Origin of the sequence: Edaphobacter sp. 4G125 (assembly GCF_014274685.1) — a bacterium.
Taxonomy (GTDB): Bacteria; Acidobacteriota; Terriglobia; order Terriglobales; family Acidobacteriaceae; genus Edaphobacter.
The window spans coordinates 1892168-1908998 of sequence record NZ_CP060393.1; the positions used below are offsets into that span (position 1 = coordinate 1892168).

General features: G+C 54.6%; 16 protein-coding genes. 12 read left to right on the plus strand and 4 right to left on the minus strand.

Translation table 11 applies throughout. The features are described from left to right. Positions 1 to 19 precede the first annotated feature (19 nt). Positions 20 to 1633: a DHA2 family efflux MFS transporter permease subunit gene (locus tag H7846_RS07870; RefSeq protein WP_186695909.1), complete on the minus strand. Its 1614-nt coding sequence runs from the start codon at positions 1631 to 1633 to the stop codon at positions 20 to 22. A gap of 38 nt (positions 1634 to 1671) precedes the next feature. Between H7846_RS07870 and H7846_RS07875 the strand changes: the two genes are divergently transcribed. Continuing rightward, entirely contained in the window at positions 1672 to 2175 is a 504-nt protein-coding gene (locus H7846_RS07875; protein ID WP_186695910.1) for a MarR family winged helix-turn-helix transcriptional regulator, read from the plus strand. A 1-nt stretch (position 2176) separates the two neighbouring features. Here the strand turns inward: H7846_RS07875 and H7846_RS07880 are convergent, their stop codons facing one another. Together H7846_RS07880 and H7846_RS07885 are read right to left on the minus strand one after the other, a co-directional pair. Next, positions 2177 to 2527, minus strand: coding sequence for a DUF488 domain-containing protein (locus H7846_RS07880; RefSeq protein WP_186695911.1), 351 nt, complete (start codon positions 2525 to 2527; stop codon positions 2177 to 2179). A 24-nt stretch (positions 2528 to 2551) separates the two neighbouring features. Further along, the gene (locus tag H7846_RS07885) at positions 2552 to 2959 is read right to left on the minus strand and encodes a cupin domain-containing protein (protein ID WP_186695912.1); all 408 of its coding nucleotides are present in this window, start codon (positions 2957 to 2959) and stop codon (positions 2552 to 2554) included. Between the two features lie 145 nt (positions 2960 to 3104). On the opposite strand from H7846_RS07885, the gene H7846_RS07890 reads away from it, so the two are divergent. The 10 genes from H7846_RS07890 (at position 3105) to ribB (ending at position 14938) form a co-directional block, all read left to right on the plus strand. Next, positions 3105 to 4505: a dipeptidase gene (locus H7846_RS07890; protein WP_186695913.1), complete on the plus strand. Its 1401-nt coding sequence runs from the start codon at positions 3105 to 3107 to the stop codon at positions 4503 to 4505. Further along, a complete protein-coding gene (gene mobA / locus H7846_RS07895; RefSeq protein WP_186695914.1) occupies positions 4506 to 5219 on the plus strand; it encodes a molybdenum cofactor guanylyltransferase in 714 nt (237 codons plus the stop codon). 263 nt (positions 5220 to 5482) lie between these two features. Further along, a complete protein-coding gene (locus tag H7846_RS07900; RefSeq protein ID WP_255460975.1) occupies positions 5483 to 6298 on the plus strand; it encodes an ABC transporter ATP-binding protein in 816 nt (271 codons plus the stop codon). 328 nt (positions 6299 to 6626) lie between these two features. Then, on the plus strand, positions 6627 to 8138 hold the full coding sequence (locus tag H7846_RS07905) for a sugar transferase (protein ID WP_186695915.1): 1512 nt from the start codon (positions 6627 to 6629) through the stop codon (positions 8136 to 8138). Positions 8139 to 8184: 46 nt separating this feature from the next. After that, the gene (locus H7846_RS07910) at positions 8185 to 9861 is read left to right on the plus strand and encodes an NAD+ synthase (RefSeq protein ID WP_186695916.1); all 1677 of its coding nucleotides are present in this window, start codon (positions 8185 to 8187) and stop codon (positions 9859 to 9861) included. A gap of 49 nt (positions 9862 to 9910) precedes the next feature. Beyond that, a complete protein-coding gene (locus H7846_RS07915) occupies positions 9911 to 10984 on the plus strand; it encodes a DsbA family protein (RefSeq protein WP_255460934.1) in 1074 nt (357 codons plus the stop codon). A gap of 181 nt (positions 10985 to 11165) precedes the next feature. Beyond that, entirely contained in the window at positions 11166 to 11624 is a 459-nt protein-coding gene (locus tag H7846_RS07920; protein WP_255460935.1) for a rhodanese-like domain-containing protein, read from the plus strand. An 88-nt stretch (positions 11625 to 11712) separates the two neighbouring features. Then, positions 11713 to 13269, plus strand: coding sequence for a S10 family peptidase (locus H7846_RS07925; protein ID WP_255460936.1), 1557 nt, complete (start codon positions 11713 to 11715; stop codon positions 13267 to 13269). Between the two features lie 165 nt (positions 13270 to 13434). Continuing rightward, positions 13435 to 13662, plus strand: a complete 228-nt coding sequence (locus H7846_RS07930) for a hypothetical protein (protein ID WP_020713518.1) — start codon at positions 13435 to 13437, stop codon at positions 13660 to 13662. A gap of 118 nt (positions 13663 to 13780) precedes the next feature. Then, positions 13781 to 14938, plus strand: a complete 1158-nt coding sequence (ribB, locus tag H7846_RS07935; protein WP_186695917.1) for a 3,4-dihydroxy-2-butanone-4-phosphate synthase — start codon at positions 13781 to 13783, stop codon at positions 14936 to 14938. 34 nt (positions 14939 to 14972) lie between these two features. Here ribB and H7846_RS07940 read toward each other — a convergent pair whose 3' ends face one another. Further along, the gene (locus H7846_RS07940) at positions 14973 to 15668 is read right to left on the minus strand and encodes an HAD family hydrolase (RefSeq protein ID WP_255460937.1); all 696 of its coding nucleotides are present in this window, start codon (positions 15666 to 15668) and stop codon (positions 14973 to 14975) included. On the opposite strand from H7846_RS07940, the gene H7846_RS07945 reads away from it, so the two are divergent. After that, the gene (locus H7846_RS07945) at positions 15650 to 16798 is read left to right on the plus strand and encodes a pyridoxal phosphate-dependent aminotransferase (protein ID WP_186695918.1); all 1149 of its coding nucleotides are present in this window, start codon (positions 15650 to 15652) and stop codon (positions 16796 to 16798) included. The genes H7846_RS07940 and H7846_RS07945 overlap by 19 nt on opposite strands. Positions 16799 to 16831 lie beyond the last annotated feature (33 nt).

Genomic DNA, 16831 nt, shown 5'->3' on the forward strand with positions numbered 1-16831 from the left:
GATCTTACGACGCCCGGATTTAGTGTCCACCCATCGTCTCCGGATCTGGTTTGACGTTCTTATCCGGCAGCCGCATCACAAACGGCAACGGAACCAGGCACAGGATCACGACCGAAAGGATAAAGAATGCACTCTTGTAGCTCAGCATGGAGGCTTGGCGGAGCATCTCCTGGTAGGCACGACCGACGGCCATCTGTGCTGCCGTAGCCGCGGGTACTCCATGTGAGGTGAGGATGGATATAACGCTGTCCATGTACCGGCGATAGGGAACGCTGCCGGGGATCACATTGGCGGCCAGAGCTGCTTGATGCACCTGGGCGCTGCGGGCGATAAACGTCGTCAACAGGGCTGTTCCCATGCTGCCGCCCAGGTTGCGGGCGAAGTTGGAGAGGCTCGAGATTTGGTTGGTCTTGTCGAGGGGGACTCCGACGTAGTTCAGCGTGCTGATCGGGATAAAGATAAAAGGAAGCCCAATGACCTGGAGCATGCGCCATATCGTAACGGTTCCGAAGGCGGTGTTCAGGTCCAGACGGGTCAAATTATAGATACCGGCGGCGGTCGCGATATAACCCAGGGCGACCATGACACGAGGATCGCCTTTGCCCAGAGTGCGGCCAGCGACAGCCATCATCACCATCATCACAAAACCAGCAGGAGACAACACCATGCCGGCCCGTTCCGCCGTGTAGCCCAGAAGCACCTGAAGATATTGCGGGATCAGAACGGTGCTTCCAAACAGCACCATACCCAGAATCAATTGCAGAAAGACGGCGGTTCCAAAGTTGCGATTTTTCAGCAGCTTTAAATCGACAATGGGGTGCGAGTGGTTCCACTCCCAGATAGCGAAGACGATTAATGTGACCACTGCGAGAATCGCGAAGGTGGTGATCATCTGCGATCCGAACCAGTCTTTCTCCTGCCCTTTATCCAGGGTGAATTCTAGGAAGCCAACACCCATAGCCACCAGGCCCAGGCCGAAGAAGTCTACTTTTTCGTGCTTGGCTTCTTCGCGGCGCAGCTTCAGGTGAGGTGGATCTTCCACCATCTGATTGCTCAGATAGAGTGACAGCAGGCCAACGGGGAGATTGATGAAGAAGATCCAATGCCAGTTGAAGTTATCTGTAATCCAGCCTCCGAGTGTGGGGCCGATGGCAGGCGCGACGACTACAGCCATTCCGTAAACCGCAAAGGCCTGACCGCGTTTTTCGATGGAGAAGGTGTCGGCGAGGATTGCTTGTTCACTGGGCGCCAACCCACCACCGCCTGCTCCCTGCAGAATGCGGGCAATGATCAGCATGGGCAAAGTCTGTGCGATACCGCAAAGCAGCGAGCAGACTGTAAACAACGCGACGCAGGTCATATAGAAGCGCTTGCGTCCAAAACGATTGGAGAGCCAGCCCGAGATGGGCAAGACGATCGCGCTCGAGACCAGATAACTGGTCAATACCCAGGTGGCCTCTTCCTGACTGGCGCCAAGCGTTCCGGCCATGTGAGGAAGCGCAACGTTTGCAATCGAGGTGTCCAGCACCTCCATAAAGGTCGCCAGAGTGACTGTAAGGGCGACGAGCCATGGGTTATGGCGCGGCTTCCATGCAGCGAAGGAGAGGTCCGGAGTGGCGACGGCAGTCGACATATCAGGCAACTGATATAATATCAGCTAACTGATATTTCGTGGCACACCGAAACCACAAAACGAGGCTTGAGGCAGAAAGCGACGGCCAGCCCATCGCATTGCAGAGGCAGGCGCTGCGGAATATGAAGCGCATCCTGCTGCATTTCCGTTCCCGCATGGATGAAAGGTTGCGTCCACAGGGAGTGACGACAGCGCAGTTACAGGTTCTCTTCGCAATCCATAATTCACCAGGAAGCTCTGGAGCGCAGCTTGCGCGAGCCTGTTACATTACCCCCCAAACCACGCAGACCCTGCTTCAACATCTGGAGAAGAACGGCTTCATCGTTCGTGGTAAAGATCGGGTCAATGACCGTATCGTTACGGCCAGAATTACTCCGGCTGGGGAAGAGCTGATCAAGACGATTGAAAAAGAGGCCCACGTCATGCAAGGCAATCTATGGAGAGGAGTCTCCGAGCACGAGTTAGCTGGACTGGATGCTTTGCTTCAACGATGCCTGCAAAATCTGGGAATGGTAGACGACCTCTCGGAAGACTGTCGCTGAGTTATCTCTTGCGCTCAAGAAGTTTCTGCAATACGACCGCCTGGTTGTGCTCTTCGTCTTTTGCTCCATACAGCAAGGTGACTTTGCTCTGATGGGCGAGTTCTTTTAGCTGCGAAAGAGAGTCGTGGTCATGCTGCAGCTCGGCCAGGTACCGTTTTTGAAACTCCGACCACTTTGCAGGATCGTGACCAAACCATTTGCGAAGTTCATTGCTGGGAGCGACATCTTTGAGCCATAAATCCACTGCGGCATCTTCTTTGGAGAGGCCGCGCGGCCAGAGACGGTCGACAAGAATTCGCTTCCCGTCTGCTTTAGCGGGGGTCTCATATACACGTTTGATCGGGATTTGCATCTTGTCGCTCTTTCAAAATATCTATTACGTTCCATAGCCTCGATGCTTCATGGCCAGCAGCTCCTGGTTGCTTGGCCAGGAGATTGTCAGCAGAAAGGCCGAATCTTCGAGCGATTCGACTTCGTGTGGGATGGAGGCTCCTAGCGTTACCAGGTTTCCTGTGCGAAGTTCGTGGGCTTTTCCCTGAGCGGTAAAGCGGATTGCGCCCTGGATGACCTGGACCGAGAGGGTGCCATCGGCGTGATGCTCCTTCATCCGGGAGTTTGGCTCCATGGTGATCAGTACCGTTCGGAAGTCCTCTTTTTTAAAGAGAGTCTTTGCATAGTGGCCGGCAGACCATGGTTTTTTATTGCGAGAGTCGGCGATCTCTTTTACCAAATCGAACTGGGCAAAGCTATCAATCATGTTTCCATCGGTTTTTGATGTGGTCATGAATACTCTCCTCCAATGCGGGTTCATCCTACGCCTTTCTTTCTTTGGATGCATATTGTTACCAATAGGCTGACTTCGGTGTGAGCTTCATTGCATACTGATGTTTCGTGCATATGCGTTTGATTTGCGCGAAGGGAGTGGATTTATGACGGAAAATACCGCGGCAGCGATCGAATTTGCTCGCAGTCATCGCGATCGATTTGTAGACGAGTTGAAGGCGCTGTTGCGTATCCCTTCCATTTCTACTCTGCCGGAGCATGCTGGAGATGTGCGGCATGCCGCCGAATCGGTTGTCGCAGAGCTTCGCCGTATCGGTATGGAGAATGTGCGCCTCATCGAGACCACGACAGCAGAGCATCCAAATGGGCATCCTCTGGTCTATGCGGACTGGCTGCACGCGGATTCTGCCCCGACTGTCCTCTGCTATGGCCACTACGATGTGCAGCCTGCGGAGCCTCTGGATGAGTGGACAACGCCACCCTTTGAGCCAACCGAGCGCAATGGCAATCTTTATGCTCGTGGCGCAGTCGACGACAAAGGGCAGATGTGGATGCACGTCAAAGCGCTGGAGTCGCTTTTCGCAGCGAACGGAGGCAAGCTGCCGGTGAATGTTCGTGTCCTGATTGAGGGTGAAGAGGAAGTCGGCGGAGAGGGGATCGCATGGTTTGTCCGCGCGCATGGAGACCAACTCCGCGCCGATGTTGCGCTCGTCAGCGACACCGAGATGTTTGCTCCGGACCTTCCGACACTTTGCGTTGGCTTGCGCGGAATGATCTATACCGAAGTTGAGGTTCGCGGCGCTCGCACGGACCTGCATTCGGGCATGTATGGGGGAGCGGCGCCGAACCCCTTTGTTGCACTGGCTCAGATCATCACAAAGTTGAAGGACGAGAATGGCCGCATTCTGATCCCCGGGTTTTATGACAAAATCTCTCCTCCTACGCAGGATGAACTTAAAGCATGGAAGGCACTGCCCTTTGATGAGGAGCATTATCGGCAGACCGAGGTCGGTTCACCAGAACTGACAGGAGAGCCTGGTTACAGCGTGCTGGAGCGCACGTGGGCGCGTCCCACTTTGGATGTGCATGGAATGCCGGGAGGTTTTATCGGAGCAGGGGCAAAGACGGTGATTCCGGCGAAAGCTATAGCGAAGATTAGTATGCGTCTCGTTCCCAACCAAACTCCTGCTGAGGCATTTGCTCAGTACAAGGCGTCCGTTGAATCGATTGCTCCACGGGGAGTAGAAGTCGTCGTGCGGCTGATTCACTCCGGCGATCCGATCGTCGTCTCCACGGATAATCCTTACGTGAAGTCGGCCACAACGGCGATGCACGAGGTCTTCGGTACAGAGACAGTCTTCGTGCGCGGAGGAGGCTCTATCCCAATCGTGGGAGATTTCGTTCGTGAGCTGAAGATTCCGACCCTGATGATGGGCTTCGGTCTGCCGGACGACAACCTTCATGCTCCGAACGAGAAGTTTCATCTGGCCAACTTCCATCGCGGGATCGAATCCATCATCCGTTTCTTCTGTCTGGTTCAGGCATAGATGGAAAAGTTTCCGATTGCGGCATATGTTCTGGCAGGTGGCCGCAGTTTGCGCATGGGGCGAGATAAGGCCACCCTTCTGCTCGGAGGCAAATCGCTGATCGAGCACGCTGTTCAAAAGCTCGGTGCGATAACAGATGAAGTTTTCATTCTGGGCAATCGTCCGGATCTGTCCGGGTTTGCTCCGCCAGTTCCTGACCTGCACGAGCATTGCGGCCCATTGGGTGGAATGGAAGCTGCGCTCGCTCATTCGAGCCACCACGACTGGATACTGGTGGTTCCCGTTGACGTGCCCTTTGTTCCCATTGCTCTGCTTCGGTCCTGGATTCGCCGTGTACTTCGACAACCATTTGCACGGGTGGCATTCTTCACAGTGGATGAAGTCGCTCAACCGACGATTTGCCTGTTGCATCGAGAGATAGCTCCCTCTCTCGCGGAGGCGGTGCGTCAATCGAAATTCAAGCTGTATCCCGTGTTGGAGGAGGCTGCCTGCACGTTGGCCGAACGCAAAAAGGTTTCGATCGAGGAGATTCTTCTGATCCAAAGATGGGAGTCCACGAAGGGCCTTTCGCTTTATTCAGAATTAGATAACGGGAGGGAAGAAGGCCTGACGCCTGCTCAGCGTTCGGCAGCGCACCTATGGTTTGCAAATCTTAACAGTCCGGAGGAGTTGGCCGCGGTGCAATCGCATCTGAATGCTCTTGAAGAGGAATGAAGCGACGGCGGATCCATTGCAGCATTGGAGTGCAACAATACAGAAGGGGATACGGAATGGCTGGAGATACTCCAGAACTGCCGCAGAACAACTCATACGATTCGCAAAACATCGCAGGGCGGGACCGGCGAGATGTTCTGGGAAAAGAGGGTCAGGACGGCTCTGCGCATATCTCAGACGATCAGTTGGAGCCGCCTGCTGAGGACTCAGTTCCACTGACGGCGGAGGTTTCGGCCGAGGTCGCTCCAGTAGTAGAAGAGTTCATGGGACAGGCCGCGCAGCAGAACGAAGCCGCAGCGGAGGCCGTTCCAGAACATCGCAATCGTCCTGGCCCCTATATCTCCTTTGAGCATGTCTCCAAAGCTTTCGGTGGTGTCTCGGTGCTCGAAGACGTCAGCTTCTACGTTCTTCCGGGAGAAACGCTCTGCATCCTGGGCCGTAGCGGAGTGGGAAAATCCGTCTCTCTGCAGATGCTGATGGGGTTTCTCAAGCCTGATAGCGGGACGATCAAGGTGGCGGGTGACGATATTACAGCCTATGACGAGCGGCAGATGCAGGCCGTCCGTCGAAAGGTGACTATGGTGTTTCAGAACGGGGCGCTCTTTGATTCCATCACCGTTGGCGAAAATGTTGCGTTTCCTCTGCGCGAACGAGGAGAGCTTTCGGAAGAACAGATCATGCAGGTGGTGAAGGGTTTGCTGGAGATGGTGGGAGTTGCCGGCATGGAAGACCTTCTGCCTTCCGATCTTTCCACCGGAATGAAGCGCTCGATTGCCATTGCACGTGCACTGGCAGCCCAGCCTGAAGCGATTCTGTATGACGAGCCCACCACAATGGTCGATCCCCTGATGGCGCATCTATTGGGCGATTTGATTGAAAGACTTAAGGAGCAACTTCATCTCACGAGCATTGTCGTTACCCATGACATGCGTTTCGCAAAAAAACTTGCCGACCGCGTCGTTTTTCTTCACGCGGGGAAGGCTCATTTCTTTGGCACGATGGAAGAGATGGAGAGAAGCAGCGATCCGATTCTATCTGAGTTCCTTCAGCTCGATGAACTTGTTGTCCCCGTGACTTAAAAACAGACAAGGATGCGTCTACGAGAAGATCAGAAAAGGTTGCTTAGCCGCTATTCCACATTTGTGGAATCCACAAAAAGCTCATTCTCATCTAAAACAAGATAGAGCGTCACTTGCGTAGCTTAGCGCTTCCCGGGTATCTTAACTAAGAAGACATCACCAACTTTGCAACGAACGATTGCAAAGTGACTGCATACAACTTTACGCCGTATCTCGTGTCGAATTGATTAACTGTTACGTTCTGTTCGGATTGACGTAAGTCCTGCAAGCCGTCCTAATCCAACTTTTTCTTTTATCGCCTGGGAAACCTGGTTATGAGGCATAAGCTATGGCGACTCCAGACTATTTGCAGCAGGTCATTGTCTCAGGACGAAAATCAGTTGCCCAGGGCAATCGGGCTGGTTCTGCTACCGGCATATTTCGTCGTCCCTCAGTCACAAGTCTAATCTGGGCCTCCCTGGATCTTTTTACGGTTTTGGTTGCAGGCATCGCTTCGCTCCGGATTCATGGGGTACTGCCAGCAGGGATCACGACTCTTTTTCTTATTCCGCAGCTCTTCAATACAACGCCGCATGTTCTGTTGCTATATGTCTTGTGGTATGCGCTCTGCCTGATCTTCTTTTCGCGTTCCTACGGACTTTACGGTCCCGTTCAAACCCGCGGCGGACTGCATGAACAGCGTATGACGATTCAGGCTTCGCTGACTGCCGGTCTTATCCTTTGCGGAACGCTCTATATATCCAATGGCAGCGCTGTCTCCCGCACGGTCGTCATGCTGACGATCTTTTTGACGACCCTCTTGCTTTGCGCACGACGTACATGGGAACGACGCAGCTTCTATCGCCGCAGTCTCGCTGGGATTGAAACGCGCAATGTGCTGATCGTTGGAGCAGGGCGAGTCGGACAGGCTTTGCGCAATCATTTGGAATCGCTCCAGCACCTTGGGTACCGCTTCAAAGGATTTATTGCTCTGACGGAACGCGAGGCGGAACTTGGCAGTACCGATGTTGTGGGCGATGTACGCAACTGCCTTTCACTAGCGCGTTCACTTTTTGTCGATGAGATCTTCTTCTCCGTTCCTGGAGACAAAAAGCTCGTCATCAATATGGTGGAAGAGGCACGTCTTGCCGGTATCGATGTTCGGGTAGTTCCGGACCTCTACGATGGCTTGGCCTGGAACGCTCCTGTGGAGTATATCGGTCAGTTTCCGACCATTCCGCTCCATCGCCGCGATTTTCCGCTGGGCGCCTTCCTGCTAAAGCGGGCGCTTGATATTACGCTCTCTTCGGTTGCCCTCATCGCTCTTTCTCCCTTGATGCTGGCGATTGCGGTCGCGATCCGTCTTGACTCCAAGGGATCGATCTTCTATCGAGCACATCGAGTTGGTCGCAAGGGCCGCGACTTCTCTTGCTACAAGTTCCGCACGATGGTGCAGGACGCGGACAAACTCAAAGAGGAGTTGGCTCATATGAATGAGCGCGACAGCGTGCTCTTCAAGATTGCCAACGATCCGCGGATTACGCGTGTCGGCCGGATTATGCGGAAGTATTCTCTCGACGAGTTGCCCCAGTTCTTCAATGTTCTGCATGGTGATATGAGCCTCGTCGGCCCTCGTCCTCCGATCGCTCGCGAAGTGGAGCAGTACGATATCGAGCACCTGCGTCGCCTTGACGTTCTGCCCGGTATTACGGGGCTATGGCAGGTGGAAGCCCGACAGGATCCGTCGTTCGACAGCTATATCTCGCTTGATACTGCCTATGTCGAAAACTGGAGTCTCTGGCTCGATATGAAGATTCTTGCTCGTACCATCGGGGTTGTCTTCGCCGGAACTGGGAGCTAGTCACAGAGACCCTGCGTTCCGGTGAGGGAAGCGGTAGACTAGAGCCGTGAAGATAGCTCTGGCGCAGATCAATCCCACGGTAGGCGATTTCACTGGAAATACAAAAAAGATCCTTGAATTTGCTGCTCGGGCTGCAGAACAGCAAGCCGAGTTCGTCATCTTTCCTGAACTGGCGATCTGCGGATATCCTCCCGCCGATTTTCTCGAAAAGAAGGCTTTTGTCGATCGGGCGGCTCAGGCCGCTGAAGAGCTTGCAGCATGGACTTCTGCACCAGGGCGTCCTGCTCTTCTCGTCGGCTCGGTGATGGCGGTTGATTCGGCCATCGGAAAACGAGTCCGCAACGTTGCGGTTTTACTTGCGGAAGGTCGGGCCACTTTTGTTCAGCAGAAGATGCTTCTGCCCTTCTACGACGTCTTTGATGAGCAGCGATATTTTGAACCGGCCACCTCGCAGTCTCTCGTGTCCTTGAACGGCCAGCCCCTGGCGATCACCATCTGCGAGGATGCATGGAACGATAAGGACTTCTGGCCTCGTCAGCTTTACCCCGTTGATCCTGTGGATGCGCTAATGCAGCAGTGGCAGACGGAGGCAGAGCAACTTGACCGCTATCCTCGCCTAATCGTGAATATCTCAGCTTCTCCGTTCAACCAGGGCAAGCCGGCAGTACGACAGAAAATGCTTGCGGCGATTGCGGCTCGGCACAATGCTTTTGTGGTGATGGTGAACCAGGTGGGGGGTAACGACGGCCTTGTCTTTGACGGTTCTTCGTTGGTTCTGGATCCAACAGGCACTGTCGTTGCTCGCGGAGCCTGTTTTGCTGAAGACCTCGTTGTGGTGAATGTTCCTCATACTTCAGCCGCTGCTCCTCTTGGTTGCGATGAGATCGCTGAGGTCTGGCAGGCGCTTGTGCTGGGCACTCGCGATTACATCCGCAAATGCGGATTCAGCAAGGCTCTCATCGGGCTTAGTGGAGGGATTGATTCGGCGCTGGTGGCTGCGATTGCGGTGGAAGCTCTTGGCGCTGAAAACGTCGTTGGCATCGGGATGCCGAGCGAGTACTCCTCACTTGGTTCGATCGAAGATGCCCGTTATCTGGCCCGGAATCTGGGGATCCGTTTCGAGCTACTTCCGATTCACGATGTCTTTGCGCAGTTTCAGAAGACGCTTGAGCCTCTCTTTGCCGGAACTTCGTTCGGCCTTGCGGAAGAGAACTTGCAATCCCGCATTCGTGGAACTTTGTTGATGGCGCTCTCCAATAAATTTGGCGCGCTTGTTCTTACGACGGGAAACAAGAGCGAGATGTCAGTGGGATACTGCACCCTATATGGCGATATGGTGGGTGCACTTGCTGTTATCGGCGATGTTTATAAAACCCGCGTCTACCAGCTCTCGCGCTATGCTAATCGAGAGCGAGAGGTGATTCCCCGCAACACGATTGAGAAGCCACCATCAGCCGAGCTGAGGCCCGACCAGAAGGATACGGACTCTCTTCCGCCCTACGAGGTCCTCGATCCCATTCTCGAGGCCTATGTCGAGCGTTTTCTTTCTGCCGAACAGATCGCCAAAAAGCAAGGGATCGATCCTGCTCTCGTGCGGTCGGTTCTGAAACTCGTGGAACAGAGTGAGTACAAACGTCAACAGGCAGCGCCCGTCCTCAAAGTTACCCAAAAGTCCTTTGGCACAGGGCGTAGATTTCCCATTGCTGTCAAGGTTCAGGTTTAATATCGAATACAGCGCGGCCTACCGGCCGACCCCGAAGGAAGGTTTTGAATTGAAGAGAGCATACCCCCTGTCATTCGTATTGGCATCGTTCGTCTGTGCAGCCCAATTTGTCTCGGCTCAGGCACCTGCCCAGCAATCTTCTCCTGCACCTGCGGGAGCATCACAGGCCAAACCGGCGGCCAAGCAACCGTTGCAGCTTCAGTCCCTTGATCCCTCCAGTCATCCTGACCCATTTCCTCCGGTCAATCTCAAATACTTCACGGCCTCTACTCCTACTGTGGAAACAGTGGACTCTTTTCTTAAGGCTCTATGGGGATACGATCCAGATCGCATCTGGCGCGTAGAAGCGATTCAGACCACCCAGGCTCCTGGAGTGAGCAAGGTCGTGGTTTACGTCACAGATAAAAAGCCAAATGCCAAGGTTGCTTCGGCAGCCTTTTTTGTTATGCCGGATGGCAAACATGCCATTGCCGATGCCACTGCGGTCATTCCCTTTGGGGCGACTCCTTTTGCAGATGCGCGTAAGACCCTCCAGGAACGGGCCGACGGAGCCTATCGCGGGGCTGCCAGCAAAGATCTTTTGCTGGTAGAGTTTGCTGACCTGCAGTGTCCGCACTGCGCGGCCGCCCAGGCTACCATGGATCGCATCGTGCAGGACTTCCCGAATGCGCGCGTGGTTTTCCAGAGCTTTCCCCTGACCGAGATCCATCCCTATGCTTTCAAAGCGGCTGCTTATGGCTATTGCGTTGAGAAGCAGAAGAACGGTGCTTTCTTCCCATTTGCCACAGAAGTCTTTGCAAAGCAGACAGCCTTGACCTCCGATACAGGCGATCAGACCCTCAAAGACGCGGTGACCAAAGCTGGACTTGATCCCAATGCGATCGATGCCTGTGCTGCCAGCGCCGACACGAAAAAGGAAGTTGACGCCTCCACCAAGCTGGCCCAGGATCTCGGTGTCGATCAGACTCCGATGCTGGCCATCAATGGTCGCATGCTTCCGCTCACTTCGAACGTGCCCTATGAGACCCTGAAGACCATCATTTCCTACCAGGCATCACAGGACGGCGTCAGTACAGGTGCTGCGCCGGTTTCGCTTCGTTCTGCACCCAGCCTGACTAAATAACTGGCCGAATACCCTTCCTTTCATCGACGGGATTTTGAGTTTTGGGCTTTCCTGAACTCAGAGTCCCGGTTTATTTGGGAGAGGAGGAGGCGCAGCCTGTTCTCTATCGTTCCGGTAGAATCCCATTGCACCTGATTGGAATCTGAACCTATAGCCCAAGGAATGTGGGAAGGAGGATCAAGTGCTCTACGCGACCGTAGTTTCGGTAACGGTGGTCATTGTGCTTGCAGCGATTGGCTTAGTGATTTGGCGTATCCGATCTAGTCGGTTACGCGAACTCGATGGTCATAGCATTGACGCTCAGACTCTTCATGATCTGCTACTCCCGGAGCCTCGAGTCCTGCTCTTCGATGTGCGTCAGCCGCTCGATCTACTGGCCTACTCGGAGAAGATTCCAGGAGCGGTCCGTCTGGCTCCGAAAGATGTTATGTCGAATCCTGCCCTGATTCCGCAGGATCGCGATGTTGTGGTGTACTGCACCTGTCCAGGCGACAAGACCAGTCGCGAGATCATTCAACGCGGACTCGCGCTCGGACTCCGGCGCGTGAAGCTGCTCTATGGTGGACTGGATGCTTGGAAGCAGAAGGGGTATCCCGTGGAGCCCTACAAAGAGTCTTTTCGCCTTGATACTGCCGTCTGAACCGCTCTTGCGTGGCTTGTCATAGCTCGGACTGAAGGTATGATGGACGCATTCAGAAAGACAGCGACGGAAGAGAAGGAGCCTCCATTTGAGCCTCAATGCCTGGAAGAGATTGCGTCTGGCAGCGGTGATGGTCCTGGCCGTATCGGTATCTGGGAAAGTGCTGGCCCAGGTACCCGAGAAGCCTAAAAACCAGGAGGAGAAGAAGGAAGACGTCGGGATCCCGGTGCCGCCGGAGACCAACTCTGTTACCAAGCACGATATTACTCTGGGCGGTCAGGTGATTCACTACACGGCAACAGCCGGCAACCTTCTTATTCGCGACGAACATGACCACCCCAACGGTAGCATCTTCTATGTGGCCTATACCCAGGACGGGGTTGACGCCAAATCGCGTCCGGTCACCTTTTTCTATAACGGCGGCCCCGGTGCAGCGACCATCTGGCTGCATATGGGTTCTTTTGGCCCCATACGGGTGATCACCCAGAGTCCTGAGGCCAGCAGTCCTGCTCCCTTCAACTGGGTGCAGAACGAGTACAGTCTGCTCGACAAAAGCGATCTCGTCTTTATCGATGCTCCTTTGGCTGGATTTTCCCGCGCCGTAGGAAAGGGAACCGTCAAAGACTTTGCTGGGACCGACCAGGACATCCAAGCCTTCCGCAAATTCATTGAGCGCTACATCACGGTGAATCAACGCTGGAGTTCTCCGAAGTTCCTCTTTGGCGAGTCTTATGGAACGACTCGCTCGGCAGGACTTGTCTCTGCCTTACAGAACGATGGAGTCCCGTTCAATGGAGTCGTTCTGCTGTCTTCGATTCTCAACTACAACATTAGAAATCCAGGATATGATACTGAATCTATTGGATATTTCCCCTCATTCGCTGCGATTGGTTATTACTTCAAGAAGGTGAAGGCGACCGGCAGTATGGCCGACTGGGTCCAGCAGGCCCGTGAGTTTGCCCGTGGTCCATACGCTCAGGCGCTTGCCCAGGGAGATCGTCTTCCCCAGGCCGAATTCAATGCCATTGCAGCCCGCGTTGCTGCCTTTACGGGACTCAAGGAGGAGTACGTCAAAAATGCCCGACTGCGTATCTCTGCCTCGCGGTTTCGCAAAGAGCTTCTGCGCGATGATGAGCGTACTTTGGGGCGGTACGATGCCCGCTTCATGGGCTGGGATCCGGATGAAGCTGGCGAAACACCCGGATACGATCCTTCTGAGAGCGGTATCAGCGGAACCTATGTTGGGGCCTTCCATGACTATATCCAGCGTGAATTGAAGTACATGAGCCAGGAACCCTACTATACTTCGGCGCCTGGGGTGAATCAGGCCTGGGATTTCAAGCATCGTGCTCCAGTTCAGGGGCGAAATGAGCAATCCAACCCGGATACAGCGCTTGATCTGGCGGATGCCATGCGAAAGAATCCGAAGCTGAAGGTCTTCTCGGCCAATGGTTATTTCGATCTGGCAACCCCTTTCTTTGCCACGGAATATGACCTGAGCCATATGGAGCTTCCTTCGAAGCTGATTGGGAACGTGGAATTCGGTTATTACCCGGCCGGACACATGGTTTATTTGAACGTCGACGCTCTGCGGCAGATGAAAGGCGACCTCGCAAAATTCTATGCCGGAGCGCTCCATAACTGAGGCAGTCAAAGGGGTTGCGGCTGGTTCGGAGAAGCCCTCGGAATAGCCGAAAACCCTTGATTTTATTGGGAAATTTGACATAAAATAGCTTTGTGTTCTCTTCTCCTTGCGGTCTTCTGTGAAGGAAAAGCCTAGGCACAACACATAGGAAGAGGTACTTGCATAATGGCAAAGCGTCGTGGAAATCCGAATTGGGGCAAGCCGGAACCGATCGGCCCTGTCGTCCCAACGGTCACATCGTTTGAGCAGGTCGTAAAAGAGTTCAAGCTGACCCCCGACCAGTACATCCGGTCGACCCGGCTGCGCGAATGGGCGCGTCGGAACAAAAACTCGAAGTACATCCCTGAGGCACTTCTGGAAGCCTGGGGCTTTGAGATTGAGTCGACCCTGTAGTACGAGAGTTCCGTAGAGTAAAGAACGCCACCCCTTTCGGGTGGCGTTCTCTTTTTGCGTCGAAAGTATGATGAGAAGAGTCGAAAGAAACGAAAGGCCTAAATTCAGGGAGGCGACGATGTTTGCCGATGTCAGAGAAGCCGTTGCGGAGTTCCGTGCAGGAAAGATGGTGGTCGTCGTCGATGATGAGGACCGCGAGAACGAAGGCGACCTCACGCTGGCGGCAGAGTTTGTCACGCCCGAGGCCATCAACTTCATGGCGAAATACGGCCGCGGACTGATCTGCCTGACCCTCACCGAAGAGCGAGCCGACTATCTTCGATTGGGGCCGATGACCCAGGAGAACACCTCACGCTTCGGCACAGCCTTTACCGAGAGCATCGAAGCCCGTGAGGGAGTGTCGACGGGCATCTCCGCAGCGGATCGTGCGCATACCATCTGTGTTGCCATCGATCCCAAATCAACCTCCCAGGACCTCGCTCGTCCTGGCCACGTTTTTCCCTTGCGTGCGCGTAAGGGGGGTGTTCTCGTTCGTGCTGGTCAGACGGAAGCGTCCGTAGACCTCGCACGGATGGCCGGTCTGGTTCCTGCTGGCGTGATCTGCGAGATCATGAATGACGACGGCACCATGGCTCGTGTGCCCGATCTGGTGAAGTTCTGCGAGCAACATGGTCTGAAGATGGTCACGGTTGCCGATCTCATCCGCTATCGGCTTCAGAACGAACGCTACATCCATCGTGTTGCTGAATCCCTGATGCCGACTCCGTATGGAGATTTTCGTTTTATCGCCTACGAGAGCGAGGTCGATGGTGGCGAGTCGCATGTCGCGCTGGTCTACGGCGATGTGGGGGGCGATAACAATAGCGACGAACCCGTCATGGTTCGCGTTCACACGCATTGTCTTGCAGGGGATGTTTTCGGGGCAAGCCTCTGTGACTGCCGAGCTGTTGTCGAGAACTCGCTTCGCATGATCGCTGAGGCTGGGCGGGGTGCACTGGTCTATCTCCACAACGGCAGTGCTGGCTTTGGAATTGATCGCAGCGCCGCTCCAAATCGCGTGACCTTCCATCGCGATCTGAGGCACAGAGAGCACGGAGACGATCGTGCGCAGCGAATCCTGCGCCAGGTCGGACTCGGTGGACAGATTCTTTCCGACCTGGGAATTCACAAAATTCGGCTGCTGACCAACCGGCCTACTCACGTCCCTGCATTACAAGGATTTGGAATCGAAATTGTGGATCAGATCCCGGTGTCTCTTTCCAGCGCGGTGAGATAACAAGGAGCGGCTACTTGACTTTGCCTGCGACTGCTTACGGTTTCAAGAGCGTAGCGAACCCGCGCTCTTCCATCTCTCGCTCGAACGCATCATGGTCGCTGTACTGAATCGCCTGCAACCCAACTGCGCGAGCAGCCTCAATATTTTCGGCCTTATCGTCGAGAAAAAGGATGTTGCCTGCTGGCGTTTCCAGTCCTTTGACGGCTGCCCTGTAGATTCCTTCCTCTGGCTTTGCCATGTTGAGTTGATACGACCAGATACAGTGGTTGAAGCCGCCGAGCCATTCGAACTTCTTTAAAAGCCCTTCGGTCATGGCGTCCCCGATATTCGACAGGATGCCCGTACGCATGCCTGCACGCTGCAATTGCTGCGCCCACTCAACCATTGGCATATTCAGACGCGTCCACAGATCGATGTCTGCAGCCATCAGTTCCTGGACCTGCTCCGGCGTAAAAGCCGTTCCGCCAGATTTGGCAACCTCTGCCCAATAGGTCAGTCCATTTAGATCATTACGATCGTATGCGTGCCGAAAGGCCCAGTAGCCCTGGTGAAAAGTCTTCTCATCGAATCCGGAGATGTCCTTCATCCGTTGCCAGGCTGCGGGATCAGGAGAAGTGGAAAGAACCATGCCGTAGTCAAAGAGAACTGCTTGAATAGGGGTCATCTTCATATTGTAGGGAAGCCATATGACGATGCCATTAGCATTGAAGAGTGAGTCAACGTTTTTCATCCCGAACCGGATGGGATCTTGCCGAAAGCGCCTTCGCCGAATCTATTCGCCGTGTCCGTTCCCAAGGGCGCGATCTGATCGATCTCACCGTCTCCAACCCCACTACATGTGGGTTTGATTATGATGCTGAGGCGATCCTGGCTCCACTCAGTGACCCTCGCGCGCTCCTTTATGATCCTGACCCCCGCGGAATGCTTCGCGCTCGTGAAGCTGTGACGAGCTATTACGCAGACCATAAAGCGGAAGCCGATCCAGATAGTTTGGTTCTGACGACCAGCACCAGCGAAGGCTATGGCTATCTCTTTCGTCTGCTCTGTGATGCGGGAGATGAGGTACTTGTCGCTCAGCCAAGCTATCCACTCTTCGACTTTCTCGCCGATCTCGAAGATGTGCGCCTTCGCCCTTATCCGCTCTTCTACGACTACGGCTGGTGGATCGACTTTGCGGAGCTTGAGCGCAGGGTTACCTCGCGCACGAGGGCTATTGTGTTGGTGAATCCCAACAATCCCACTGGTCAGGGGACAAGCCTGGAAGAGCGCCAGCGGCTCGAAGAGATATGCCTGCGCCATCAACTTGCCTTGATTGTCGACGAAGTCTTTCTCGATTATCCGCTCGATACGGTTCGCCTTGAGTCCTTCGCTCGCGGTCCCCATCCTGTACTCACCTTCGTGCTCAGCGGAATGAGCAAGATTGCTGGCCTGCCTCAGATGAAAGTCGGCTGGATCGCGGCTTTCGGACCGGAACAGGATCGAAAGCCCGCTCTGGCTCGGCTCGAAGTGATCGCCGATACCTTCCTATCCATGAATGCTCCCGCACAGTTTGCTCTACCTCGCTGGCTCCAGGGACGGGGAGCGATTCAGCAGCAGATTCTTCTGCGAGCAACAGCAAATCTGGCTGTGATCAAAGCCTCCGGCCTCGAAGCCCTGCATACCGATGCTGGTTGGAGCACCGTCCTTCGCCTTCCCCGTATTGGTGTCGGCGCGGAGGACCTGCTGGAACGAGAGGGAGTCATCGTTCATCCCGGCGCTTTCTACGGTATGGCCGAGACAGAACGAATCGTTATCAGCTTGATCGCTTCTGCAGATCAATTTACTCAGGGAGTACAGCGGATAAAAACCCTTGCAGGTTGACCGACCGTGGATCCCGCAGATCGACACGGATAA